The sequence below is a fragment of the Allocoprococcus comes genome, from assembly GCF_013300725.1.
GTDB classification, from domain to species: Bacteria; Bacillota; Clostridia; order Lachnospirales; family Lachnospiraceae; genus Allocoprococcus; species Allocoprococcus comes_A.
The window spans coordinates 73,720-100,385 of record NZ_JAAIMM010000005.1; the positions used below are offsets into that span (position 1 = coordinate 73,720).

At 44.0% G+C, this 26,666-nt stretch carries 21 protein-coding genes, 3 tRNA genes and 1 other annotated feature; of the genes, 22 read left to right on the forward strand and 2 right to left on the reverse strand.

Going from position 1 to position 26,666, the window contains the following annotated elements:
• The first annotated feature begins 67 nt into the window (after positions 1 to 67).
• The 6 genes from G4407_RS04025 (at position 68) to G4407_RS04050 (ending at position 7,109) form a co-directional block, all read left to right on the forward strand.
• Positions 68 to 616 (forward strand): DUF6465 family protein, encoded by a 549-nt coding sequence (locus G4407_RS04025; protein ID WP_173687843.1) that lies wholly within the window; start codon positions 68 to 70, stop codon positions 614 to 616.
• Between the two features lie 74 nt (positions 617 to 690).
• Positions 691 to 1,875: an iron-containing alcohol dehydrogenase gene (locus tag G4407_RS04030; protein WP_173687844.1), complete on the forward strand. Its 1,185-nt coding sequence runs from the start codon at positions 691 to 693 to the stop codon at positions 1,873 to 1,875.
• Position 1,876: 1 nt separating this feature from the next.
• Complete coding sequence (locus G4407_RS04035; protein ID WP_330585960.1) at positions 1,877 to 3,241, forward strand: MATE family efflux transporter; 1,365 nt, start codon at positions 1,877 to 1,879, stop codon at positions 3,239 to 3,241.
• 84 nt (positions 3,242 to 3,325) lie between these two features.
• Positions 3,326 to 3,703 carry a RidA family protein gene (locus G4407_RS04040; RefSeq protein ID WP_173687846.1) on the forward strand — a complete coding sequence of 126 codons (378 nt, stop codon included), beginning with the start codon at positions 3,326 to 3,328 and terminating at the stop codon, positions 3,701 to 3,703.
• Positions 3,704 to 3,742: 39 nt separating this feature from the next.
• Positions 3,743 to 4,579, forward strand: a complete 837-nt coding sequence (locus tag G4407_RS04045; protein WP_055260996.1) for an Mrp/NBP35 family ATP-binding protein — start codon at positions 3,743 to 3,745, stop codon at positions 4,577 to 4,579.
• A 157-nt stretch (positions 4,580 to 4,736) separates the two neighbouring features.
• Complete coding sequence (locus G4407_RS04050; protein ID WP_173687847.1) at positions 4,737 to 7,109, forward strand: ATP-dependent DNA helicase; 2,373 nt, start codon at positions 4,737 to 4,739, stop codon at positions 7,107 to 7,109.
• Between the two features lie 8 nt (positions 7,110 to 7,117).
• Here G4407_RS04050 and G4407_RS04055 read toward each other — a convergent pair whose 3' ends face one another.
• The gene (locus tag G4407_RS04055; RefSeq protein WP_173687848.1) at positions 7,118 to 7,996 is read right to left on the reverse strand and encodes a LysR family transcriptional regulator; all 879 of its coding nucleotides are present in this window, start codon (positions 7,994 to 7,996) and stop codon (positions 7,118 to 7,120) included.
• A 128-nt stretch (positions 7,997 to 8,124) separates the two neighbouring features.
• Here G4407_RS04055 and G4407_RS04060 point away from each other — a divergent pair, with 128 nt between their 5' ends.
• The 15 genes from G4407_RS04060 (at position 8,125) to G4407_RS04130 (ending at position 24,143) form a co-directional block, all read left to right on the forward strand.
• Positions 8,125 to 8,832 carry a TIGR01906 family membrane protein gene (locus G4407_RS04060; RefSeq protein WP_173687849.1) on the forward strand — a complete coding sequence of 236 codons (708 nt, stop codon included), beginning with the start codon at positions 8,125 to 8,127 and terminating at the stop codon, positions 8,830 to 8,832.
• 150 nt (positions 8,833 to 8,982) lie between these two features.
• Complete coding sequence (locus G4407_RS04065) at positions 8,983 to 12,741, forward strand: phosphoribosylformylglycinamidine synthase (protein WP_173687901.1); 3,759 nt, start codon at positions 8,983 to 8,985, stop codon at positions 12,739 to 12,741.
• A gap of 315 nt (positions 12,742 to 13,056) precedes the next feature.
• Positions 13,057 to 14,391, forward strand: coding sequence for an NADP-specific glutamate dehydrogenase (gene gdhA / locus G4407_RS04070; RefSeq protein ID WP_055297119.1), 1,335 nt, complete (start codon positions 13,057 to 13,059; stop codon positions 14,389 to 14,391).
• A 387-nt stretch (positions 14,392 to 14,778) separates the two neighbouring features.
• Positions 14,779 to 14,851: transfer RNA gene (locus G4407_RS04075), tRNA-Val, on the forward strand.
• A gap of 106 nt (positions 14,852 to 14,957) precedes the next feature.
• Positions 14,958 to 15,031 (forward strand) — tRNA-Met (locus G4407_RS04080).
• A 527-nt stretch (positions 15,032 to 15,558) separates the two neighbouring features.
• Positions 15,559 to 16,098: a hypothetical protein gene (locus tag G4407_RS04085; protein WP_173687850.1), complete on the forward strand. Its 540-nt coding sequence runs from the start codon at positions 15,559 to 15,561 to the stop codon at positions 16,096 to 16,098.
• 3 nt (positions 16,099 to 16,101) lie between these two features.
• Positions 16,102 to 16,653: a 2-C-methyl-D-erythritol 2,4-cyclodiphosphate synthase gene (gene ispF / locus G4407_RS04090; protein ID WP_173687851.1), complete on the forward strand. Its 552-nt coding sequence runs from the start codon at positions 16,102 to 16,104 to the stop codon at positions 16,651 to 16,653.
• A 37-nt stretch (positions 16,654 to 16,690) separates the two neighbouring features.
• Entirely contained in the window at positions 16,691 to 17,821 is a 1,131-nt protein-coding gene (locus G4407_RS04095) for a GNAT family N-acetyltransferase (protein WP_173687852.1), read from the forward strand.
• Between the two features lie 60 nt (positions 17,822 to 17,881).
• Positions 17,882 to 18,122, forward strand: a binding site (T-box leader).
• Between the two features lie 52 nt (positions 18,123 to 18,174).
• Positions 18,175 to 18,849 (forward strand): serine O-acetyltransferase EpsC, encoded by a 675-nt coding sequence (epsC, locus tag G4407_RS04100; protein WP_008374760.1) that lies wholly within the window; start codon positions 18,175 to 18,177, stop codon positions 18,847 to 18,849.
• A gap of 20 nt (positions 18,850 to 18,869) precedes the next feature.
• Positions 18,870 to 20,276 (forward strand): cysteine--tRNA ligase, encoded by a 1,407-nt coding sequence (gene cysS / locus G4407_RS04105; RefSeq protein WP_173687853.1) that lies wholly within the window; start codon positions 18,870 to 18,872, stop codon positions 20,274 to 20,276.
• Positions 20,261 to 20,728, forward strand: a complete 468-nt coding sequence (locus G4407_RS04110; RefSeq protein WP_173687854.1) for a Mini-ribonuclease 3 — start codon at positions 20,261 to 20,263, stop codon at positions 20,726 to 20,728. Before cysS ends, G4407_RS04110 begins: the two co-directional genes overlap by 16 nt.
• A gap of 1 nt (position 20,729) precedes the next feature.
• Positions 20,730 to 21,479: a 23S rRNA (guanosine(2251)-2'-O)-methyltransferase RlmB gene (gene rlmB / locus G4407_RS04115; protein ID WP_173687855.1), complete on the forward strand. Its 750-nt coding sequence runs from the start codon at positions 20,730 to 20,732 to the stop codon at positions 21,477 to 21,479.
• Positions 21,480 to 21,491: 12 nt separating this feature from the next.
• Positions 21,492 to 22,130, forward strand: coding sequence for an RNA polymerase sporulation sigma factor SigH (gene sigH, locus G4407_RS04120; RefSeq protein WP_173687856.1), 639 nt, complete (start codon positions 21,492 to 21,494; stop codon positions 22,128 to 22,130).
• Positions 22,131 to 22,202: 72 nt separating this feature from the next.
• A tRNA-Thr gene (locus tag G4407_RS04125) sits at positions 22,203 to 22,275 on the forward strand.
• A 203-nt stretch (positions 22,276 to 22,478) separates the two neighbouring features.
• Positions 22,479 to 24,143 carry a glutamine--tRNA ligase/YqeY domain fusion protein gene (locus tag G4407_RS04130; protein WP_173687857.1) on the forward strand — a complete coding sequence of 555 codons (1,665 nt, stop codon included), beginning with the start codon at positions 22,479 to 22,481 and terminating at the stop codon, positions 24,141 to 24,143.
• 152 nt (positions 24,144 to 24,295) lie between these two features.
• On the opposite strand, the gene G4407_RS04135 is transcribed toward G4407_RS04130, so the two are convergent.
• Positions 24,296 to 24,613: a hypothetical protein gene (locus tag G4407_RS04135; protein ID WP_173687858.1), complete on the reverse strand. Its 318-nt coding sequence runs from the start codon at positions 24,611 to 24,613 to the stop codon at positions 24,296 to 24,298.
• Between the two features lie 249 nt (positions 24,614 to 24,862).
• Here G4407_RS04135 and cls point away from each other — a divergent pair, with 249 nt between their 5' ends.
• Positions 24,863 to 26,449 (forward strand): cardiolipin synthase, encoded by a 1,587-nt coding sequence (cls, locus tag G4407_RS04140; RefSeq protein WP_173687859.1) that lies wholly within the window; start codon positions 24,863 to 24,865, stop codon positions 26,447 to 26,449.
• The last annotated feature ends 217 nt before the right edge of the window (positions 26,450 to 26,666 follow it).

Below are 26,666 nucleotides of genomic sequence, written 5' to 3' on the forward strand. Positions count from 1 at the left end.
TATAGTGTATTGTCAGTTTTGCGGATTTAAAATAGTAAGGCTTAACGGTTAAGGAGGGCAAACCAATATGGCACTGAAAAAACAGACAAAAGAAACAAAGGCAGCAGAGGTAAAGGCAGCGGCAGAAACTAAAGAAGAAGTAAAAACAGCAGTTAAAGCAGCAGAAGATAAAGTTAGCGAAAAAGTAGAAGAAGTAAAAGAAACTGCTAAAAAAGAAGCACAGCCGAAAGAAGTAAAGGCTACTGTTGAAAAGAAAGCGCAGGAAGTGAAAAAAGCTGCAGGAGAAGTGAAAAAAACAGTAGAAGAAACAGCTGAAAAAGCTGCAAAAGAAGTGAAGAAAACTGCAGAGAAAGTTACAAAAGAAGTAAAGAAAGCTGCACCAAAAACAACAGCTAAAAAATCTGCGGCAAAGAAAGAAATCAAAACAGAAGTTGTTCTTCAGTATGGTGAAAAAGAAGTAAACACAAAAGATATGATTGCTTCAGTAAAAAAAGACTGGACGAAACAGAAACATAAAATTTCCGAGATCAAGAGTATTGAGCTTTATGTAAAACCGGAAGATTATGCAGTATACTATGTAATCAATGGTGAACATACCGGAAAAGTATGGTTATAAGATAAGACTAAAGGATTTAGTCCGAACCGCAATCTTTATTGAACGGTTCGGATTTTTTTAAGGAGAGAGGTAAAATGCAAAAGTTTATACAGTATACCCCGACAGAAATCTTATTTGGAGAAAACACACAGGCAGAAGTTGGGAAAGAAGTTAAGAAATGGGGTGGAAGCCGTGTATTTATCGTATATGGCGGTGGAAGCGTAAAGAAAAGCGGACTTCTTGCGCAGGTAGAAGAAGCACTGGAAAAAGAAGGACTTGCTTATGCGGAATTTGGCGGAGTAAAGCCAAATCCACGGATGGCATATGCACAGGAAGGCGTTGAGAAAGCAATTGAATTCGGTGCGGATTTTCTTCTTGCAGTAGGCGGTGGAAGTTCTATTGATACAGCAAAGGCAATCGCGCATGGTGTGGCAAACCCGGACTGGTCTCTGGAAGAGATCTGGGGTGGTGAAATCACACTTACCAGATCGACACCGGTAGGATGCGTACTTACGATTGCGGCAGCAGGAAGTGAAACCAGCGATTCCGCAGTTCTGACAAACGAAGAAACAGGGAAAAAGGGAGGAATCAGCACCGGTCTGAACCGCCCGAAGTTTGCGATCATGAATCCGGTTCTTACCTATACGCTTCCAAAATACCAGATTGCATGCGGAATCGTGGATATCATGATGCATACACTGGAGCGATATTTTATTCCAAATACGAGAAATCAGATGACAGATGAGATTGCAGAGGGACTTCTGCGGGTTGTGATTGAAAATGGAAAGAAAGGTCTGGAGAATCCGACAGACTACGATGCCATGAGTGAAATCATGTGGGCAGGAAGCCTTTCCCATAATGGTCTGACAGGTCTCGGAAGAGCAAAAGATTTTTCTGTACATAAACTCGGACATGCACTTGGTGCAAAATATGATAAGGCGCATGGTGCAACCCTTTCCGCTGTCTGGGGATCCTGGGCGGAATATGTCTATAAAAACGATGAAGAAAGATTTGCACATTACGCAAAAAAAGTATGGGGCGTAGAGGAAGAAGATGCAGCGAAAGCCGCAAAAGAGGGAATTTGCCGAACGGTAGAATATTTCCGTGAAATTCATATGCCGACAAATTTAAAGGAACTGGAGATCGGAGAAGTATCAGAGGAAGATCTGCGGGAACTTGCTATGGCGGCGACATTAAATGATACTGTAAAACTTTCAAAGATTAAAGAACTTACTGCCGAAGATGTATACCAGATTTTCCGGAAAGCAGCAGGAAAATAAGATGGAGATAAATAAGAAAAAATTTTACAGACAAGTGTTCGCACTTGTAATCCCTATGGCACTTCAGAATCTGATCAACGTAGGAGTGACGGCGGCGGATGTGCTGATGCTTGGAAGAGTCAGTGAAAAAGTTCTTTCAGGTGCATCCCTTGCAGGGCAGATACAGTTTGTCATGACACTGGTCCTTTTTGGTACAACATCGGGTGCAACGGTTTTGACCGCACAGTACTGGGGAAAGAAAGATACACAGACGATTGAAAAAATCCTTGGAATGGGAATGACTATCGGTGTCAGCTGTGCAGCTCTTTTTACCATTGTTGCAGAAATCATCCCGGAAGTACTGCTTCGAATCTACACCAGTGACCCGGCTGTGATCGCAGAAGGTGTGAAATATTTGCGGATCGTGGCACTTTCCTATGTCCTGATGGCGGCAACGCAGGTCTATCTTTACATTATGCGGAGTATTGAGCAGGTTGTGATCGCAACGGTCGTCTACAGTGCATCACTGGTTTGTAATGTCCTGGTAAATGCGCTTCTTATTTTTGGTTTATTTGGTTTACCGAAGATGGGAATTATGGGTGCGGCAATCGGAACTCTGACAGCAAGGATCGTAGAACTTATCATTGTGATCTGGTATGCAAAAGTAAAAAATCATGACGTTAGATTTCACCCGGTCTATATGCGTAAGATCGACAAGCTGCTTCTAAAAGACTTTCTGATTTATGCGAGTCCGGTGATCTTGAATGAAATGATGTGGGGACTGGGTTCCACAGCCAACACAGCAGTGATCGGTCATCTGGGAAGTGCTGCGGTGGCAGCAAATTCTGTTGCTCAGGTTGCAAGACAGCTGGCAACGGTGGTAGCCTTTGGTGTATCCAATGCGACTGCCATTTATCTTGGTAAGACCATCGGTGCAAAAGAGTTTCATCTGGCAAAAGAGTATGGAAAAAGATTTTTGTGGCTGAGTATTATTACCGGTGCGGTAGGAGGCGGCATCATTCTGATAGCTGCTCCGATAGCAAATCATGTGATGACACTCTCACAGGAAGCGCAGGGGTATCTTTCTTTTATGTTTTTTGTTATGTCTTACTTTACACTCTGTCAGGCGATCAATACGACACTTGTAGTGGGGGTATTCCGGGCAGGAGGAGATACCAGGTTTGGCCTGATCCTGGATGTGTCTACCATGTGGGGATGCTCTATTCTGCTGGGGATGATCGCTGCCTTTGTCTTTCATGCGCCGGTGCAGGTTGTTTATATCCTTTTGATGAGTGATGAGGTGATCAAAGTACCGATCACAGTCATGCGCTACCGAAGCTACAAATGGATTCAGAATGTGACGAGAGAAAAAGCAGAGCTGGCATAACATTGTATGCGAAAATAAATTTGGAATTTTGAGGCAGATGTGATATGCTAGAGAAAGAATATATTTGAAAAGGAGATTTACAACATGAGATTAGTATCAACAGAGAAAGCACCAAAAGCACTTGGACCATATTCCCAGGGATATGTACATGGGGGAATCCTTTATTCGGCAGGACAGATTGCGATCAATCCGGCTACAGATACTGTAGAAGCTGATACCATTGAAGGACAGGCTGATCAGGTATGCAAGAACATCGGAGCAATCCTTGAAGAAGCGGGAACTTCTTTTGACAAAGTATTAAAGACAACCTGTTTCCTTGCTGATATGGGAGATTTTGCCGCATTTAACGAAGTTTATGCGAAATATTTCACATCAAAACCAGCCAGAAGCTGTGTTGCTGTTAAGACACTTCCAAAGAACCTTCTTTGCGAAATTGAAGTGATCGCAGCAGTAGAAGAATAGGATAGAGAGATATCCTGAAAAAGTAGGAGGTTTGGCGTTATGGCAGAAGAACAAAGCAGCGGATGTTCGCCGGAATCATGTTCTTCCTGTGCGCATGCGGGTTCATGCAGCAGTGCGAAGAAAGATCTGAAAGCACCGGCAAATCCGTATTCACAGGTAAAAAAAGTAATTGGAGTAGTCAGCGGTAAAGGTGGAGTCGGCAAATCAATGGTGACAGCATCTCTTGCACGTATGATGGTACAGCAGGGATATGCAGTTGGTATTCTGGATGCGGATATCACAGGACCATCTATCCCGAAGATGTATGGAGTGCATGGAAGTGCAGTCGGAAGCGAGGCGGGAATGTTTCCGTGCGTTGCAAAAGACGGCACGAAGATCATGTCGGTCAATCTGCTTCTGGAACACGAATCAGATCCTGTCATCTGGAGAGGGCCGGTGATCGCAGGAGTAGTAACCCAGTTCTGGACAGATGTAATGTGGGGAGATCTGGATTTCTTATTTGTTGATATGCCGCCGGGAACAGGGGATGTTCCTCTTACGGTATTCCAGTCACTTCCGGTAGACGGCGTTGTGATCGTGACTTCTCCGCAGGATCTGGTACAGATGATCGTAGAGAAAGCTTACAATATGGCAAAGAAGATGAACATACCGGTTCTCGGACTGGTGGAAAACTACAGTTATCTGGAATGCCCGGACTGTGGAAAGAAGATATCTGTATTTGGGGAAAGCCACATTGACGAGATTGCAGAAAAACTTGGGGTAGAAGTACTCGGAAAGATGCCGATCGATCCGAAGCTTGCCGAGATCGTAGAACAGGAGAAGTTCTATGAGGCAGACAACCAGTATCTTAAAAATATCATTGACAAGTTCAATTAAGAAGAAAGCTCCGGCGAGATGATGATCGCCGGGGCTTTTTAGCTATAGAGGCATGGAAAATGTGAGAGACCATATCTTGACAGGACGGATACAATTGGCAAAGAACATGCGTTTATGGTATGATAACAGGTAGTAAAAAAGCGGAGGCAGAAAGAACATGGACGAGAATCTCCCGGTGATCCGGATTTCGGTGCGAAACCTTGTGGAGTTTATTTTAAGAGAAGGGGATATTGACAATCGAACAGGAGGCGGACCAGATCCGGAGAATATGCAGATGGGAAGCCGGATCCACCGGAAGATCCAGAGACAGATGGGATCGGATTATCAGGCGGAGGTACCTCTTAAGACAGAGATCGCCTGTGATGGGTTTACTTTGAAAATAGAAGGACGCGCCGACGGACTGATTCATACAAAAGAGCAGGTCATGGTGGATGAGATCAAGGGTGTTCTGCGGGAACTTGACCGGGTGCAGGAGCCGGCAGGCATTCATCTGGCACAGGCAAAATGTTATGCCAGCATGGTAGCAGAACAGGAAGGGCTGGATGAGATCGGGGTACAGATGACCTATTGCCAGATGGAGACGGAAGAGGTGAAAAGGTTTCAGTATTCTTATCAGAGTAATGAACTGAAAGCCTGGTTCGATGAAGTGATCCGACAGTATGAAAAATGGGCAAAGTTCCAGATTGAATGGAGAAAGGCAAGAAATGCATCTATTAAAGGGATTGAATTTCCGTTTCCATATCGTAAAGGGCAGAGAGATCTTGCGGTATCTGTTTACCGGACGATTCTTCGGAAGAAAAAGTTGTTCATCCAGGCACCAACCGGAGTGGGGAAGACAATTTCAACGGTATTTCCGGCTGTGAAAGCGGTCGGAGAAGAACTGGGTGAGAAGATTTTTTATCTGACGGCAAAAACAATCACCCGGACGGTGGCGGAGCAGGCATTCGAAACCTTGCGGGAACAGAATCTGAAGTTCAAGGTGATCACTTTAACGGCAAAAGAAAAAATCTGTTTCTGTGAGGAGACAAGCTGCAATCCGGATGACTGCCCATATGCCAAAGGGCATTTTGACCGGGTAAATGATGCGGTCTATGAGCTTTTGATGCAGGAAGATGTGATGAGCCGGGAAGTGTTGGAAGCGCAGGCAAGAAAGCATAAGGTCTGTCCGTTTGAAATGGCACTGGATGTGTCGACCTGGGGGGATGGTGTGATCTGCGATTATAATTATGTGTTTGACCCGGATGCCAGGCTCAAGCGTTTCTTTGCAGAAGGTGGCGCTGGAGGATATCTGTTTCTGATCGATGAGGCACACAATCTGGTAGAACGTGGACGGCAGATGTACAGTGCGGAGCTATGCAAGGAGGACTTTCTTGCGGTGAAGAAACTGGTAAAGGGAGAAGCACCGTGGTTTGCAAAAAGACTGGAGGCATGCAATAAGATCCTTCTGGCGATGAAAAAAGAGTGTGAAAACTATAAGGTGCTGGACAATATTTCGCATCTTGGAATCCAGCTTATGAATGTACTGTCTGAGGCGGACCGGTATCTGGAGGAATGTGTGGATAAAGAAGTCCGGGAAAACGTATTGGATTTTTATTTTCAGGTGAGGTCTTTTCTGAATATTTATGATGGGCTGGATGAGAACTATGTGGTTTATACGGAGTATCGGGAGGATGGAAGATTTGTCCTGAAGCTGTTTTGCGTTAATCCGGCGGCAAATCTGCAGAAATGTCTGGATAAGGGGAACAGTGCAGTATTCTTTTCGGCAACACTTCTGCCAATCCGGTATTATAAAAGACTTCTGAGTACGGAAAAAGACAACTATGCGGTCTACATTGATTCTTCGTTTGATACGAAGAAGAGACTGCTTATGAATGGTGTGGATGTGAGTACCCGTTACACCATGCGTTCCAGGGAAATGTATCAACGATATGCGGCATACATTTTTCGGGTAGTGAAAGCAAAAATGGGAAATTATCTGATCTTTTTCCCATCTTACCGGTTTATGGAAGATGTGTATCAGGAATTTACACAGCTTCTTGCGTCAGATGAAGAAGAGATGGAACTGGTTATTCAGCAGCAGCACATGGATGAAGGAGAACGGGAAAATTTCCTGCGTGCATTTGAAATGGGAAGAGAGAAAAGTCTGATCGGTTTTGGAGTTCTTGGCGGGATTTTTTCAGAAGGAATCGATCTGACAAATGAGAAGCTGATCGGGACACTGATCATCGGAACAGGTCTGCCGCAGGTGTGCAATGAGCGGGAAATCCTGAAAAGCTATTTTGACCAGAAGGGACTTTCCGGGTTTGACTATGCCTACCGGTATCCGGGGATGAACAAGGTTTTGCAGGCGGCAGGAAGGGTGATCCGCACAGAGGATGACCGTGGAGTGATCCTTCTTCTGGATGAACGTTTCCAGAGGGAGAAGGGGGAAGAGATTTTCCCGAAAGAATGGGCAGACTGTGAAAGATGCCGGTTAGATTTTGTGGAAGAAAAAATCCGTCTGTTCTGGGAAAAACAGACGGATAATTAAGAAACTTCTTATGCATTAAAGTAATCCAGAAATGCCTGTGTCGCGCGGGAAACAGGAACATGTCCGTTCCATGCGGCAACCAGCTGACGCTTTGGCAGCTGTTCTTCGGTCTGGACGACAAAGAGCTGGTCGGAGTTCTTTGGTACACAGTAGTCCGGAATAAAAGCGATGCCAAGTCCGATCCGTGCGAGATCGATCAGAAGATCATTACTGCTCAGCTCGATTTCCGGGACCAGATCCAGCTGATGCTGCTGGAAGAGAGAATGCAGAAATTCACTGGTGGTACTTTTTTTGTCCAGCATGATGATCGGATAACGCTGCAGTTCTTTGAGGGAAAGCTTTTTCCCCTGCAGTTCCGCGAAGGACTGGTTTGCGATAAAGACATCGTGAAAATCACGGATCTTGCGGAAGGAGGCAAGGCTGCCAAGGTAAACGTTCGGATAGTTAGCGACAATGAGATCTACCTGACCGTTCTCCAGAAGTTCGGTACACTTGATCGAAGTGGCATTGGTCACTTTTATATGTGCGTTAGGGAAAGCCTTGTGGAAGCGTTCCAGATAAGGAACTAGAAAATAGCGGCAGATGGTGTCGCTGGCACCGATGCGGATCTGACCGCCGGTAGAGGCTGTTTCCATGATCTGGGATTCCCCGCGCTTGATCAGGTTGATCGCCGGTTCAATATGGCGCAGAAGGATCTCGCCTTCCGGGGTGAGCTGTACTTTTTTTGTGCTTCGGATGAAAAGAACCTGATCCAGTTTCTTTTCCAGTGCTTTAATGGACTGGCTGACAGCGGACTGTGAAATAAAGAGCTGCTTGGAAGCCTCAGAAAAGCTGAGCGTGTCTGCAACATAATAAAATACTTTATATAATTCATAGTTGATATCCATTATTAGTCCTCCTTATAAAACCTATTAGTATTATAAGTGATAAAAAATGAAATTTCAAGAGAAAACCATTTTTGACAAATGAAGACAGGATTGCTAAACTATAAACAAAAAAGAGAAGGAGGAAAAGGATGGCAAAAAAGAAATGGCTGCATAAAATCCTGGCGATTTTACCGAGTATTTCACTGATCGTGATCCTGCTGATCAGCAGTTTTGAAATCGGTGCATACGGAGACTGGAATTTTTATGAAAAAGAATACGAAAAATATAAGGTAGCGGATGAACTTTATATGGAGATGCCGGATATTATGAAGGTGACAAAATTCATGATGTCTTATTTGCGGGGCAACGAGAAGAAACTGAGTATTGAGACGGAAGTGGAAGGAAATATACAGGATTTTTTCAATGAGAAGGACCGGCTTCATATGTCAGATGTGCAGGGGCTTTTTCTTGGCGGACTTGCAATCCGGAGGGGAGCGATCCTTGTACTGCTTTTTTCAATGGCGGCACTTGTGCTGATGAAAGCAGACTGGCGGAGGCTGATCCCGCAGATGTATCAGCGGGTGCTGGCGGTATTTCTGGCACTTACCGCGGTGGCAGGATTTCTGTTCTCAAGAGACTTTAACAAATATTTCGTGATCTTTCATCATATTTTCTTTAGCAATAACTTATGGATCCTTGATCCGGCAGAAGACTATATGATCCGGATGCTTCCGGAGGGCTTTTTCTATGATATGGTGATGCGGATCGGAGGTATTTTTGCAGCGTTTTTGATCGTGTCTCTTGTATGCAGTATTGTCCAGAAGAAGATAAATAAGAGATGCGGTTCACGGGAGTGAACAGTAACGATTAGATATACTTATAAAAAGATTTAGTTATATTTATTGTACTTATAAAAGATGATGTGGTAAAATAAAAATCGAGGAAACTGCCGTTATGCCGGATCAAGGCATGCGGTTTCAATATTACTACCAAAGCTAATGGAGGAAATTATGGGCGTAAAACGTGTATATGTGGAGAAAAAACCAGAATTTGCAGTACAGGCTAAAGAGCTTCGCCATGAGGTGAAAAGCTATCTTGGAATTAAGACGGTGAAGAATGTACGTGTACTGATCCGCTACGATGTGGAGAATCTTTCCGATTCAACATTTGAGAGGGCATGCAACGGTGTGTTTGCAGAACCGCCGGTAGATGTGCTTTACAGAGAGGACTTCCCGCACGAAGAAAGTGACCACATTTTTTCTGTAGAATTTCTTCCTGGACAGTTTGACCAGAGAGCAGACTCTGCTGTTCAGTGTGTACAGTTTATCAAAGAGGATGAACTGCCGGTTATCAAGACAGCGACCACTTATGTGATCGAAGGCGAGATCAGCGAAGAAGAGATGGAAGCTATCAAGGCACACTGCATCAACCCGGTGGATTCCAGAGAAACAGGACTTGAGAAACCGGAGACACTGGTTACAAAATTTGATGAACCTGCCGATGTAAAGATCTTTGACGGATTCAAAGATATGCCGGAAGCTGAACTGAAGGAATTATACAGTTCCCTTGGACTTGCCATGACATTCAAGGATTTCCAGCACATCCAGAATTATTTCAAAGGGGAAGAACACAGAGATCCATCTATGACAGAAATCCGTGTTCTGGATACCTACTGGTCTGACCACTGCCGTCATACCACATTCTCAACAGAACTTACAGAAGTATCCTTCGGTGATGGTGATTACAGAAAGCCGATGGAAGACACATATAAAGAATACCTTCAGACACACAGTGAGATTTTTAAAGGACGCGAAGACAAATTCGTATGCCTGATGGATCTTGCACTGATGGCAATGCGGAAGCTGAAAAAAGAAGGCAAACTTCAGGATCAGGAAGAATCCGATGAGATCAATGCCTGCAGTATCGTTGTCCCGGTTGAAGTAGATGGCGTGGAAGAAGAGTGGCTTGTCAACTTCAAGAACGAGACACACAACCATCCGACCGAGATCGAACCATTTGGTGGTGCGGCTACCTGCCTTGGCGGAGCAATCCGTGACCCGCTGTCAGGACGTACTTATGTATACCAGGCAATGCGTGTAACCGGTGCAGCAGATCCGACCGTATCTGTAAAAGAGACGATGAAAGGAAAACTGCCACAGAAGAAACTGGTGCGTAGTGCAGCACATGGATACAGCTCATATGGTAACCAGATCGGACTTGCAACCGGACTGGTAAAAGAGATTTATCATCCGGATTATGTAGCAAAGAGAATGGAGATCGGTGCGGTTATGGGTGCTGCTCCGAGACGTGCAGTTATCCGTGAAAATTCGGATCCGGGAGATATCATCATTCTTCTTGGCGGACGTACCGGACGTGACGGCTGTGGTGGAGCAACCGGTTCTTCCAAAGTTCACACCGAAGAATCCATCGAAACATGTGGAGCTGAGGTTCAGAAGGGTAATGCGCCGACCGAACGTAAGATCCAGAGAATGTTCCGCAGAGAAGAAGTCAGCAAGCTGATCAAGAAGTGTAATGACTTCGGAGCAGGCGGAGTATCTGTTGCAATCGGAGAGCTTGCAGATGGTCTTCAGATCAATCTGGACAAAGTACCGAAAAAATATGCAGGTCTTGACGGAACAGAGATTGCGATTTCTGAATCCCAGGAGCGTATGGCTGTTGTGGTAGATCCGAAGGATGTAGATGAATTCCTTGGCTATGCAAAAGAAGAGAACCTGGAGGCAGTAAAGGTTGCGGTTGTTACCGAAGATCCGAGACTTGTCCTTTCATGGAGAGGAAAAGAGATCGTAAATATTTCCCGTGCCTTCCTGAACACCAACGGTGCACACCAGGAGACAACGGTTAAAGTTGATATTCCTTCAAGAGAAGATACCATCCTTAAGAAACAGGTTGAGGTTGGCAATGTAAAAGAAAAATGGTTGGATACTCTGAAAGACCTGAATGTATGCTCGCAGAAAGGTCTGGTTGAGATGTTCGACGGATCCATCGGAGCAGGCTCGGTCTTCATGCCTCACGGTGGAAAATACCAGATGACAGAGACACAGAGCATGGTTGCAAAGCTTCCGGTTATGCATGGTAAATGCGATACCGTTACGATGATGAGTTATGGATTTGATCCGTATCTGTCAAGCTGGAGCCCGTATCACGGAGCTGTCTATGCTGTCACAGAGTCTATGGCTAAGATCGTAGCTTGCGGTGGAGATTACAGCAAGATCCGTTTTACATTCCAGGAATATTTCCGCAGAATGACAGAGGATCCAGAAAGATGGAGTCAGCCATTTGCAGCACTGCTTGGTGCATATAAGGCACAGATCGCTTATGGACTTCCGTCAATCGGAGGAAAGGACAGTATGTCCGGAACATTTGAACATATCGATGTACCGCCGACACTGGTATCCTTTGCAGTTGATATTGCCAAAGAAGGAGATATCATTACTCCGGAACTGAAAAAAGCAGGTAATAAGCTTGTATGGATGAAGATTGAAAAAGATGAATACGAGCTGCCGGTATATGAACAGGTAATGGATCAGTACGGTAAGTTCGCTGATGATATCCACAACGGAAAGATCGTATCTGCTTACGCACTTGACCGCCATGGAGTGATCGCAGCTGTCAGCAAGATGGCATTCGGTAACGGAATGGGTGTGAAGATCGAACACAGCATGGATGCAAGAGAACTTTTTGCACCTGCATTCGGTGATATCGTAGCAGAAGTTCCGGCAGACAAGGTAGGAGAACTCTCCATCTCTTACACTGTGATCGGTGAAGTGACAGATGATGCGAAATTTGCATTTGGAGATACAGAAATCACACTGAAGGAAGCAGAAGATGCATGGACAGGAACTCTGGAACAGGTATTCCGTACAGTATCTGACGAAACTTCTGACGAAAAGGTAGAATCTCCGCTTTACGATACAAAAGACATTGTGATCTGCGGACACAAGATTGCACAGCCGACTGTATTTATCCCGGTATTTCCAGGAACAAACTGCGAGTATGACAGTGCAAAAGCATTTGAAAGAGCAGGTGCAAAGGTCATCACAAAAGTATTCCGTAACATGGATGCAGCAGATATCGTAGATTCTGTGAATACATTTGAAAAAGAAATTGCAAAATCCCAGATTATCATGTTCCCGGGTGGATTCTCAGCCGGTGACGAACCGGATGGTTCTGCAAAATTCTTTGCAACTGCATTCCAGAATGCAAAACTCAAAGAAGCGGTAGAGAAGCTCCTGAATGAGAGAGACGGCCTTGTGCTTGGTATCTGTAACGGATTCCAGACACTGGTAAAACTTGGCCTGGTTCCTTACGGAGAAGTTGTGGGACAGACACCGGATTCTCCGACACTGACCTACAATACCATCGGACGCCATATTTCCAAGATGGTTTACACAAAGGTTGTCACCAACAAGTCACCATGGCTTCAGGGAGCAGAGCTTGGCGGAGTCTACACCAACCCGGCATCCCACGGAGAAGGACGTTTCGTTGCAAGCGAAGAATGGCTTGACAAGCTCTTTGCAAACGGACAGGTTGCAACACAGTACTGTGACCTTGACGGAAATGTATCTATGGATGAAGAATGGAACGTCAACGGCTCTTATCGCGCAATTGAAGGTATCACAAGTCCGGATGGCCGTGTGCTTGGTAAGATGGCACATTCAGAGCGTCGTGCAGATTCCGTGGCAATCAATATTTATGGTGAGCAGGATATGAAGATCTTTGAATCTGGTGTGAAATACTTCAAATAAGACGGGAAATCGGGCATAAAATGCTTTGAATGAGACGAAAAATGCAAGATTGTCGACACGAACTTGCAAAAAAGAGAAGAAGTATCAAGAAAAAAAATGAAAATCAACTGTATTTGAAAAAAAAATGTGGTGGAAATTCATAAAATTTAAAAAATATGTAAAAAAATCTTGACACGGGCGCCTGAATGCTTTACTCTGTTAAAGAACAAAGGTGTTCCGGAGGGGCAGACATTTGTTTGCCCCTTTATTTTTTTGAAAGAGAAATGTGGAATCACACATTTTTTGTAAAAGAACATTTAGGAGGTATTGAGTAGTATGTCTTATGTTGATGAAGTAATTGAACTTGTAGTAAAGAAAAACCCAGATGAACCAGAATTTCATCAGGCAGTAAAAGAGGTTCTGGAATCTCTTCGTGCAGTTGTAGAAGCTCATGAAGAAGAATACAGAAGAGACGCTCTTCTTGAAAGACTTGTTGAGCCGGAAAGACAGATCAAATTCCGCGTACCTTGGGTAGATGATAAAGGTCAGGTTCAGGTCAATACAGGATACCGTGTACAGTTTAACAGTGCAATTGGACCATATAAAGGAGGATTACGTCTTCATCCTTCAGTAAATATCGGAATTATCAAATTCCTTGGATTTGAACAGATCTTCAAAAACTCTCTGACAGGTCTTCCGATCGGTGGAGGTAAAGGTGGATCCGATTTCGATCCGAAAGGAAAATCAGATCGTGAAGTTATGGCATTCTGCCAGAGCTTTATGACAGAGCTTTGCAAATATATTGGAGCAGACACAGACGTACCGGCCGGAGATATCGGAACAGGTGCAAGAGAGATCGGATACATGTACGGACAGTACAAGAGAATCCGTGGATTATCAGAAGGTGTTCTGACAGGTAAAGGACTCAGCTACGGCGGATCCCTTGCACGTACAGAAGCAACAGGATACGGACTTCTGTATTTCACACGCGAGATGCTCAAACTTGCAGGAAAAGACATTGCTGGCAAGACAGTTGCAGTTTCCGGAGCAGGTAACGTTGCAATCTACGCAATCGAAAAAGCACAGCAGATGGGTGCAAAAGTTGTAACATGCAGCGACTCTACAGGATGGGTATATGATCCGGAAGGAATCGATGTTGCAGCTCTGAAAGAAATCAAAGAAGTGAAGAGAGCAAGACTTACAGAATACAAGAACTACCGTCCGAATTCAGAATATCATGAAGGACGCGGCGTATGGTCAGTAAAAGTTGATATCGCTCTTCCTTGCGCAACACAGAACGAACTTCATCTTGAAGATGCAAAACAGCTTGTTGCAAACGGATGCATCGCAGTAGCAGAAGGAGCTAACATGCCTACCACACTGGAAGCTACACAGTATCTGCAGGAGAACGGTGTATTATTCGCACCTGGTAAAGCTTCTAATGCAGGTGGTGTTGCTACATCAGCACTTGAGATGTCACAGAACAGCGAACGTCTCAGCTGGACATTCGAAGAAGTTGATGCAAAACTTCAGAACATCATGGTAAATATCTGCCATAACGCAGCAGACGCAGCAAAACGTTACGGAGCAGAAGGAAACTATGTAGTAGGTGCTAACATTGCCGGATTTGAAAAAGTTGTAGATGCAATGCAGGCTCAGGGAATTGTATAAGACATATCCTCTATGTAAAATATAATCAGAAAATCTTCGGAGAAATCCGGAGATTTTTTGATTTGTGCAAAAACGTTGAATGATACAGGTTGTGTTGGCGGTCTCTGGAAAAAGAATCGTTTGGATTCAAGTTGCGCAAACCATTCCGAGGAGCCTTTTGGGGCGAAAATTGTGTCAGCAATGGCTTCCACAATTTTTAAGTCTCCTCTCCATTGCGCAAAAATAGAATCCAAACGATTCTTTTTCCAGAGACCGCCCATTCAACGGTATCGAATGAAAGCTTCTTGAAATTGTAAAAAATAAAGCAAAAAAATGAAAAAAACAGTTGACATTTGTGAGAAGATGATTGTATAATAACGAAGTCGGTTGTGAAACAGACGAACATATGGGATCATAGCTCAGCTGGGAGAGCATCTGCCTTACAAGCAGAGGGTCATAGGTTCGAGCCCTATTGGTCCCATTTCGCGAGAAAGTTTTTTTAAGTCGAAAGCATTGAACGCGAAATGTGAAGTGCAATTCGTGCGATGCACACAGCTCTGAAGAGCTGGCACAAAAACATATCATATGGCGGGATAGCTCAGTTGGCTAGAGCACGCGGTTCATACCCGCGGTGTCGCTGGTTCAAATCCAGTTCCCGCTACTACAAGAAGGAGTCCTTGTGTGGGGCTTCTTTTTGCGTTATAGCTTATAGGTTCTAAGTCAAGTGCTTGGGGTGTGATTCTTTGAATCATGCCCCTTTACAGCGTTTACGAAACGGTAAGTAGCCTATTACCTCAAAATTTCCAAATAAAGTTCCCCACACAAAAGCCATTGATAAATCCCCAATTGCATAGGTACTTAAACACAACATTCCCCAGGCAGCCGCTTCCAAGCGCTGCCGTCTTTTCGGAGAAAGTCAGCAGGAGGAGAAAAAATATCCCACCAGATTCCATGTTTGTCCAATGGAGATAAGACTCAAAAATTGTGGAAGCCTTTGCTGACACAATTTTCGCTCTCAGAGGCTTATCGGAATGGTTTGGACAAAGGAATCCGGTGGGATATTTTTTCTCCTCCTGCGTCCCCTCTGAACCCTCTCACCATTTCGCCTGCCTCCCAACAAAACCTATGCAATCCCCCCAAGATGTGATAAAATATCCCTAGATTACGACAAAACGGAGGAATTTTCATATGACATCTAAGACAAAGCAGATCATCATGGCTGCAATCGGCGCATATCTGGTATATACCGGCATATCACTTGTGCAGGACACAATTGCCGGGGAACCGAAAAACCAGATCCTTTTTATTCTGGTCGGAATATTTTTTGCACTGTTTGGACTGGCTACGATTATCTGGAATATAAGAATAATCGTAAAAGAGACAAAGACAGAAATTCAGGGTACAACTGCAGGAGCAGAAGAAAACAAAGATGACGAAGAAGAAGCAGAAAAAAAGGTTTCTTCAGGAAAAGAAGTTGTAGACGTTCATGTAGGAGCTGATACAGAAGAAGAAAAGAAGCCTGCAGATAAAGAGGAAAAGAAAGAAGCAGCCGCTGAAGAAAAAGCGGAAGACGGTGAAAAAGAGAAAAAGAAAGCAGAAGATGATACAGAAGTGGTAAAAGACGAAGAAAAGGAAACTGTGGCGGATAAAGAAGATAAAAAGGCGGAAGATGTGCCGGAAGAAAAGAGCGACAAAAAAGCAGATGCCAGACAGGAAGGAGAAGTGTAGAAGATGCGTGTTGGAATGGGATATGATGTTCATAAACTAACAGAAGGAAGAAAGCTGATTCTTGGTGGGGTGGAGATCCCATACGAAAAGGGGCTTCTTGGACATTCGGATGCAGACGTACTTCTGCATGCGATCATGGATGCCCTGCTTGGAGCGGCATCACTTGGAGATATCGGAAAGCATTTCCCGGATACAGATCCTGCATACAAAGGAATTTCCAGTATTAAGCTTCTGGAGCATGTAGGAAAGCTGCTGGATGACCATATGTATGTAATTGAGAATATTGATGCGACGATCATTGCGCAGAGACCGAAGATGCGCCCGCACATCGAGCAGATGGAAAAGAATATTGCAGAAGCGCTGCATATTGAAACGGATCAGGTAAATGTCAAGGCAACGACGGAAGAAGGTCTTGGATTTACCGGAAGTGGGGAAGGAATTTCTTCCCAGGCAATCTGTGCAATTGAAAAGCTGACTAATTTCAGCAGTGTAGACGTAGCAGCACCTGCAGGTGGCTGCGCAGGCTGTGGAGGTTGTGCAGCAAGACAGATGTAGATCAAGTCTGAATGGAAAGGTACGGCGAAAAAGTAAAATGAAGATACTGAAAAAACTGAAGCCGGAAGAACGTGGGCTTACAAGAACACTGTGGGAACAGGTATTTACAGAAGATACGAAAGAATTTCTGGACTATTATTACACAGAAAAGACGAAGAATAATGAAATCTATGTGATCGAGACGGATCACGATATCCGGGCGATGATGCAGCTGAATCCTTATGTAATACAGATGGGGAAAAAGGCAGTAGAGAGCAGATACATTGTTGCAGTTGCAACAGAGCCTCTTTACCGGCACAGAGGTTATATGGCGGAATTATTAAGCAAGACAGCAAGAGATCTGTATCAGCAAAAAATGCCATTCTTTTTCCTGATGCCCGCAAGTGAGAAAATTTACTATCCACATAATTACCGGTTTATCTATGCAGCTGATGTGTGGAGTGCAAAAGAAACAGACGGAGAAGAACTGACAATACAGAAGATTGTGGAATTACAGAACGATTCCGGCGTGAAACTCAGAAAGGCAGAGGAAAAAGACTGTAAAAAGCTGGGGTATTTTGCGGAAGAAGTTCTGGAAAAACAGAAAATCCAGGTATATACCAAACGGGATGCAGCTTATTATATGCGCCTTCTGAAGGAACAGGAAAGTGAAAAAGGCGGAATCCTGATCGCAGAGCAGGATGGGGAAATCCGAGGAATCCTTGTTTTTGATGAAGAAGACGGGTTTGCAGTAAGAGAACCATTGATCGGGAAAGGATATGGAGATATTTTTGATAAGGCAGGAGTCATCCTCCAAAAAGAAGAAAAGAAAAAACCTTTGATCATGGCGCGTCTTTTGAATGTAGAAAGTCTTCTGTCTGCAATGGTGTGCAAAGAAGAGATGGATCTGGAGTTTGTTCTCTACGATCCGGTTATCCGGGAAAATAACTGTCTGTTTATGCTAAAAGGCAATGAAGAACATCTTGTAGTCCGGACAAGGACAGCACACACCGGCAAAGATGATGCTGTGCAGAAGATCAGTATTGATGCGCTTACATCGATCGTATTTGCTTATAAAGAGCTGGAAGAGATTGAAGAGGAAGAAAAAGAGATCTTTTCAGCAGAATTTAAAAAAGAAATCAGTAAACTGATTCCGTTTTCTCCTGTTTTTATCAACGAGATTGTCTGATAAGCGGGTTGACAAAAAAGAAAAAATCGCATACTATATGTACTAGATATGAATGAAACTGAAAAGACGGAGAACGAAAAGAGTAGTTATCCTCAGAGTTCTATCAGAGAGGATCTGTCATCGGCTGAAAGCAGATCCGGGAGCAGGGATGATGAAGTGCATTCGGGAGTTGACCGGGCGAACGTGAAAGTGAAGATTTTACAAGTAGCCGGGTACGTGTGGCAGACGTTACAGGCCGTGAGAGAAAAGCAGGATAACTGCTTTTAATTTAGAGTGGAACCGCGGAAACTTCGTCTCTTTGTGAGACGGAGTTTTTTAATTTCACAGGAAATTCCAAATCAGAGGTGAATGAAATGGGAGTTATTTCCTATATCAAAGAAGAAATCAAAGTTGTAAAAGAACGAGATCCGGCAATCAAATCGGATATAGAAGTACTTCTGTATCCAAGCTTTAAGGTAATGCTTCATTACAGGATCGCACATAAGCTATATCTGAAAAAACACTATTTTCTGGCACGGTGGGTGTCACAGCGTGGTGTCAGAAAGACAGGAATAGAGATCCATCCGGGAGCAACCATTGGAAAAGGACTTTTCATTGACCATGGAAGTGGCGTTATCATCGGCGAGACTGCAATCCTGGGCGATAATATTACACTGTATCAGGGAGTAACCCTGGGTGGTACAGGAAAAGAGCAGGGCAAGCGCCATCCAACGCTGGAAGACAACGTCATGGTCAGTGCCGGTGCGAAGGTCATCGGTTCCTTTACGATCGGAAAGAATTCCAAGATCGGAGCAGGATCTGTTGTTATCGAGGAAGTACCTCCGAACTGTACCGTTGTCGGTGTCCCGGGAAGAATTGTACGCATGGGAGACCAGAAAGTTCCGAGCGCTGACCTGGATCAGATCCATCTGCCAGATCCGGTATTGAATGATATCCGTCAGCTTCAGACTGACAATATCCGTCTGAAGAAAGAACTGAAAGCATTGAAAGAAAAACTCGCGAAAGAAAAAATAATCGAGGAAGCATAGAAAAAAGAAGGAGTAGCTTTATGAAAGTATTTAACACACTTACGAAAAAGAAAGAAGAATTCGTTCCTCTGGAAGAAGGAAAGGTAAGAATGTATGTCTGCGGACCAACCGTATACAATTATATCCATATCGGTAATGCAAGACCGATGATCGTATTTGATACCGTCCGCCGTTATTTTGAATACAAAGGATACGATGTCAATTATGTATCGAACTTCACGGATGTTGATGATAAGATCATCAAAAAGGCAATCGAAGAACAGGTATCCGCGCAGGAAGTTTCACAGCGCTATATCGCAGAGTGCAAAAAAGATATGGCAGGAATGAATGTAAAGCCTGCAACCAAGCATCCGCTTGCAACAGAAGAAATCTGCGGCATGGTTGAGATGATTTCCGAGCTGATCGAAAAAGGTTATGCTTATGAGAAGAACGGAACCGTTTATTTTAGCACAAGAAAATTCAAAGACTATGGAAAATTATCCCACAAGAATCTGGATGATCTCCGTTCCGGTGGACGTTCTCTTCTGGTAAGTGGAGAAGATGAAAAAGAAGATCCGCTGGATTTCGTACTCTGGAAACCGAAAAAAGAAGGGGAGCCTTTCTGGAAATCACCATGGTCAGACGGACGTCCGGGATGGCATATTGAGTGTTCTGTCATGTCAAGAAAATATCTTGGCGAACAGATCGATATTCATGCTGGTGGAGAAGATCTTGTGTTCCCACATCATGAGAATGAGATCGCACAGAGTGAAGCTGCCAACGGCAAAGAATTTGCAAGATACTGGATGCACAATGCATTCTTGAACATTGACAATCGCAAGATGTCCAAATCACTTGGAAACTTCCGTACCGTAAGAGAGATCAGCGAGCAGTATGACCTCCAGGTGCTTCGTTTCTTCATGCTGAGCGCACATTACAGAAGCCCGCTGAACTTCAGCGCAGAGCTGATGGAAGCATCCAAGAATGGTCTGGAAAGAATCATCAATGCAACCGATAATCTGAAACATCTTCTCGGTGCAGCTACTGTAGAAGAAATGAGCGTAGAAGAAAAAGAGGCATTTGCAAAGACGGATGCATATGTGGAAGAATTTGAAAAAGCAATGGATGATGATTTCAACACAGCAGACGCGATTGCGGCAATCTTCGACCTTGTAAAATATGCAAATACCACTGCAACCGCAGAAAGCTCAAAAGAATATCTCCAGAGCCTGCTTGACAGAATCGTAAAACTGGGTGATGTCCTGGGACTGATCCTGGATAAAAAGGAAGAGCTTCTGGATGCAGATATTGAAAAATTGATCGAAGAGCGTCAGGCTGCAAGAAAAGCAAAAGATTTTGCAAGAGCCGATGCGATTCGTGACGAGCTTCTGGAAAAGGGAATTATCCTGAAGGATACCAGAGAAGGAGTACAATGGAAAAAAGCGTAGAATTTGAAATCGCTGACTATATAAGAGAAGTGCTTGAAATGAAAGAGGTGGAGCCGGAAGGCTATTCACCTCTTACTCTGGCTTATATAGGGGACAGCATTTATGATCTGATCATCAAGACAAAGGTGATCAGCGAAGGCAATAAACAGGTAAAAAAATTACATCAGGAGACAAGCAGCATGGTGCAGGCATCGGCACAGTCTGAGATGATGCGTGTTCTGCAGCCACTTCTTACCGAAGAAGAGCATGCCGTTTACCGAAGAGGAAGAAATGCCAAATCGGTGTCTCCGGCAAAGAACCAGTCACTGACCGATTACCGCCGTGCGACCGGATTTGAAGCGCTGATGGGATGGCTTTATCTGAAAAGAGAATGGAAGAGAATGGCAGATCTGGTCAAGATTGGTCTGGACCATTTAAGCGAATGTGAAGAAGAAAAGAATCAGGAGAAATAGAATGGAAGAAAAGAAAATGAACAGTCAGCAGATCGAGGGAAGAAATGCGGTAATGGAAGCATTCCGCTCCGGAAAACCGATTGACAAGGTCTATATTCTTGACGGATGTCAGGATGGACCGATCAGAAGTATCGTAAGAGAAGCAAAAAAGCATGATACGATCCTGAATTTTGTAACCAAAGAACGTCTGAACCAGATTTCAGAGACCGGAAGACATCAGGGTGTCATTGCGCAGGCAGCGGCTTACGAGTATGCGCAGGTGGAAGATATGCTGGAGCTTGCAAAACAGAAAGGGGAAGATCCGTTCCTGATCCTTCTGGACAATATTGAGGATCCGCATAATCTCGGCGCGATCATCCGTACTGCCAATCTTGCGGGCGCGCATGGTGTGATCATTCCGAAGCACCGCGCAGCAGGTCTTACTGCAACCGTTGCAAAGACATCAGCAGGTGCGCTGAATTACACACCGGTAGCAAAAGTTACCAATCTGGTGAAAACCATGGAAGAACTGAAGGAGAAGGGACTCTGGTTCGTCTGCGCAGATATGGATGGGGATGTGATGTACCGCGTGAATCTGAAAGGACCAATTGGTCTGGTGATCGGAAACGAAGGCGAAGGTGTCGGACGTCTGGTAAAAGAAACCTGTGATATGACGGCGTCCATTCCGATGAAGGGAGATATTGACTCCCTGAATGCGTCTGTGGCAGCAGGTGTCCTTGCTTATGAGATCGTGCGTCAGCGCATGAGTTAGGAAAAACGGAGAATGAAAATGGATCTGGGGAAAATGACAGATGAGCAGCTGATCGAACTGCTTCGGGAAGGTAAGACCGAGATCACGGATTATCTGATGGAAAAATACAAAGACATGGTACGCAAACAAGCGCGTGCCATGTATCTGTGGGGTGGAGAAAATGACGATCTGATCCAGGAGGGGATGATCGGTCTTTTTAAAGCGGTGCAGGATTATGATCCGAAAGAAGGTGCAAGCTTCTCAAGTTTTGCCGGACTTTGTGTGTCACGCCAGATGTATACGGCGATCAAGGCTTCACAGCGGAAAAAACATCTGCCGCTGAATTCCTATGTGTCGATTTACGCATCTGCCAGTGACAATCCGGAGGAGAACGGGCTTTCCATAGTAGATACGATCGAAGCGGGGAAAGAGAGTAATCCGGAGCTGATGATCCTTGGAGAAGAGTATACGAATGCGTTTGAAGAGGAGCTGAAAGAAAAATTAAGTAAGCTGGAGCGAAAGGTGTTGTATCTTCATCTGCAGGGAATGGAGTATCTGAAGATCGCAGAATTTATGGACAAAAGTCCAAAGACGATCGACAATGCCCTGCAGCGGATCAAAACCAAAGCACGTCGGCTTCTGGAAGAAAAACGCCGGTCTGAAAAAAAGTAAAAATAAAAAATTAAAAATATTGACAAGCAAAGCAGTGATGTGCTATATTAAATGAGTCGCGAAAATGCGCAGGCTGCCTTGGCTCAGTCGGTAGAGCGTCGCCTTGGTAAGGCGGAGGTCGGCGGTTCGATTCCGCTAGGCAGCTTATTTAAGAAGCAGAGTTGTATTTCCGGTTGGAGATTACGATGTCTGCTTTTTTTGTACTTGTTCATGTATAGAAAGTGTGATAAACTAAAGAACATGAATCAAAAGTTGTCTACAGGGCAATGATTGAGATACATGACATGAAAAAGACTGCCACATACCGGCAGATTTTGAAGTAATAGAGAGACGCGAGGAGGAACTTCAATGGCAGAAGAAGCTGTATCAAAGAATTTTATAGAACAGGAAATTGAAAAAGATCTTGCAGAAGGCGTATACGATCATGTATGTACCCGTTTTCCACCGGAACCGAACGGATATCTTCACATCGGACATGCAAAGTCCATCCTTTTAAACTATGGACTTGCACAGAAATATAATGGAACATTCCATATGCGTTTTGATGATACAAACCCGACAAAAGAAAAGACAGAGTTCGTAGAATCCATCAAAGCTGACATCAAGTGGCTGGGTGCTGACTGGGGAGATCACCTTTACTTTGCATCCGATTATTTTGATCAGATGTATGAGTATGCGATCAAGTTGATCAAGAAAGGTAAAGCTTATGTCTGCGACCTGACAGCAGATCAGATCCGTGAGTACCGGGGAACGCTGACAGAGCCGGGAAAAGACAGCCCGTACCGTGACAGAAGTGTGGAAGAGAACCTGGAGCTTTTTGAAAATATGCGTGCAGGCAAGTATGCAGACGGAGAGAAGGTTCTCCGTGCGAAGATCGATATGGCATCACCGAATATCAACATGAGAGATCCGATCCTCTACCGTGTAGCCCGTATGACACATCACAATACCGGTGACAAGTGGTGCATCTACCCGATGTATGACTTTGCACATCCGATCGAGGATGCGATCGAAGGAATCACACATTCTATCTGTACACTGGAATTTGAAGACCACAGACCGCTTTATGACTGGGTAGTAAGAGAATGTGAATTTGCAAATCCACCGCGTCAGATCGAATTTGCAAAATTATACCTGACTAACGTAGTTACAGGAAAGCGTTATATCAAGAAACTTGTAGAAGATAAGATCGTAGACGGATGGGATGATCCGAGACTGGTTTCCATCGCAGCACTTCGTCGCCGTGGATTCACACCGGAATCTATCAAGATGTTCGTTGACCTGTGTGGAGTTTCCAAAGCACAGAGCTCTGTAGATTATGCAATGCTCGAGTACTGCATCCGCGAGGATCTGAAGCTTAAAAGAGCACGTATGATGGCAGTCCTTGATCCGATCAAGCTTGTGATCGATAACTATCCGGAAGGACAGATTGAATATCTGGATGCACCGAATAATCTTGAGAATGAAGAACTCGGAAGCCGTCAGCTTCCGTTTGGAAGAGAGCTTTATATTGAGAGAGAAGACTTTATGGAAGAGCCTCCGAAGAAATATTTCCGTCTGTTCCCAGGCAATGAAGTGCGTCTGATGAATGCTTACTTTGTAACCTGTACCGGATTTGAAAAGGATGAAGACGGTAATGTAACTGTTGTACATTGTACTTATGATCCGGAGACAAAGAGTGGTTCCGGATTCACAGGAAGAAAAGTAAAAGGAACGATCCACTGGGTAGAGGCAAGTACAGCACTTCCGGCAACCGTAAGACTGTATGAGAACCTGATCGATGAAGAAAAAGGTGTTTATAATAAAGAAGATGGTTCCCTGAACCTGAATCCGAATTCTCTTACAGAGAAAGAAATCTTTGTAGAATCAAACTTTGCAGATGTAAAAGCATATGAAAGCTTCCAGTTTGTGCGTCAGGGATATTTCTGCGTGGATTCTCATGATTCTTCCAAGGAACATCTGGTATTTAACAGAATCGTTTCGCTGAAGAGTTCATTCAAGCTGCCAAAATAAAGAAAGCAGTCTTGATCAGAATTTAATTGCAAATAATGTGTCAGTCGACAGTTTTTGAAAAGAAATGGCAATGAAAAACCCGGTAAGAATGAAAAATTCTTCCGGGTTTTGGTTTTATGCAGAAAATGATAAGCTGTAAGAAAAGTTCTTTCTTAAACTTCTTCTGAAGCCGGATCGGATTCTTCGGAATCAGTTTCCGGTGTCTGGGAAGCGGCTTCTGCATCGTCAGTTTTTTCTTCAGACTCTTCAGAGGTTTCTTCTTTTGCAGAAGCTGGTGTAAGAGTTGTGTAACCACGCTCTGGCACTTCGCCAAGATCATCATCCAGTTCAAAATCGTCATCTTCAAAAGCATCATCGAACTCGTCTTCCGGTTCTTCATTATGTCGGTTCTTTAACCAGTAATATGCACCGGCACCAGCTGCGCCTGCGGCAGTCAGTCCGAGCAGGATTTTACCAAATTTTTTAGCCATGTGCTGCTCCTTTCTTAATCTCAGACTGTCAGATATGGCAGATGAGATAGTTCGTCATGAAATATAGTATACATGAATAATTTTATTGTAATACTTTTGCTTGAAAAGGGGAAGTAAAATATTTATAAAAGTGGCGGAAAAACAACAAAAATAAGGAAGTGTTGCATGATTATAAAGAGCTGGAATGTTGTGAAAGAATAAAAATTGTGTTACGATATAGAATAGTATCTAAAGAGAGGAAGACCGCGAATGAGAGAATTTACAAAATATCATGATACCAGCAAGTCAGTCAAAGAACGTGCCAAGACCAAAGTATTTGGTGCAGTGTACAGTCATACCGCGATTATTCTTCTGCTGATTCTTCTTCAGATTGGTATTATGGTTCTCACTTTTACATATCTGGGAAATTACAGTACCTATATGAACGGAGTGATATCGCTTCTTTCTTTTATCACAGCGATTTATATTTTTAATGAAAAAGGGAATCCGGCGTTTAAGATGACGTGGATCCTGTTTGTGTTCCTTGTCCCGGTGGTCGGAGTTGGATTTTATCTGTTTACAAAAGCAGGGATCGGAACCAAATATCTGGGTGCCAGACTGGAAAAGCTTCGAGTGGAGACTGAACCTTATATGCAGCAGAATGAATATGTCGTCCATGCGATGAAAGGTGGAAGGGTTGCAAACGCCAATTTGTCACATTTCCTTTATAACCAGGTGGGATTTCCGACTTATGGGAACTCACAGGCGCAGTACTTTCCGTTGGGAGATGATAAATTTCCGGTGCTGATCGAGGAACTGAATAAAGCAGAGAAGTTTATTTTCATGGAATACTTTATCATTGGGGAAGGATATGTGTGGGATTCGGTTTTGAATGTCTTGAGGAAGAAAGTCAAGGAAGGTGTGGAAGTACGTCTGATGTATGACGGAACCTGCAGCATCAGCCTTCTGCCGTATGAATATCCGAAGCAGCTCAGGGAATATGGAATCCAGTGCAAGGAATTTGGACCGATCGTCCCCATCCTTTCTACCAGTCAGAATAACCGGGATCACCGGAAAATCTGTGTGGTTGACGGAAAGGTTGCATTTACCGGAGGTGTCAATCTGGCAGATGAATATATCAACAAAAAAGTCCGTTTCGGACACTGGAAAGACACAGCAATCAAAATTGAAGGAGATGCCGTGCAGAGTTTTACCATGATGTTCCTGCAGATGTGGAATATTACGGAGAGACAGCCGGAGGATTATGCAAAGTATCTGACAGAAAAGCAGCCGGGATTCAGCCGCAAAGATGGTTATATCATCCCATACGGAGACAGTCCGTTCGATCATGAAAATGTAGGAGAAGAAGTGTATTTCCACATTCTGAATCATGCGAAGAAGTATGTGCATATTATGACACCGTATCTGATCCTGGACAATGAGATGATTGATGCGCTGACAAGAGCTGCAAAAGGTGGAATAGAAGTGCAGATCATTATGCCACATATTCCGGATAAGCCGTATGCATTTTACCTCGCAAAGACCTACTATGAAGAACTGATCGCAGGTGGGGTACAGATTTATGAGTACACGCCTGGATTTGTCCATGCGAAAGTGTTTACATCGGATGATAATACTGCGACGGTAGGAAGTATCAACCTGGATTACCGTAGTCTTTATCTGCATTTTGAGTGCGGCGTTTTCATTTACCGCAATCAGGTTGTGCGTGATATTGAAAAGGACTTCCAGGATACACTGGCAAAATGCCAGAAGGTGACGATGACAGAAGTGAAAAACCGCAGTACATTTGTGAAAATATACGGTCAGGTTTTAAGACTTGTGGCTCCTCTGATGTAGTCGTGTATCCGGAAAGAAGAAAAATAAGAAAAAACGTGAAAAATTAGGGAAGTGGCTGAAAATAAGAGTGTACTTTTCAGTTGAAATGTAGTATAATTCAATCGGTGTCTTTATAAGGGACATTGATTATATTTATAAGTAGGAGTTATCCCGATGAAAAGAGGGATGACACTGTGGAGGTATTTCACAGATAGCCAAGAACACGCAGGAGGATTTA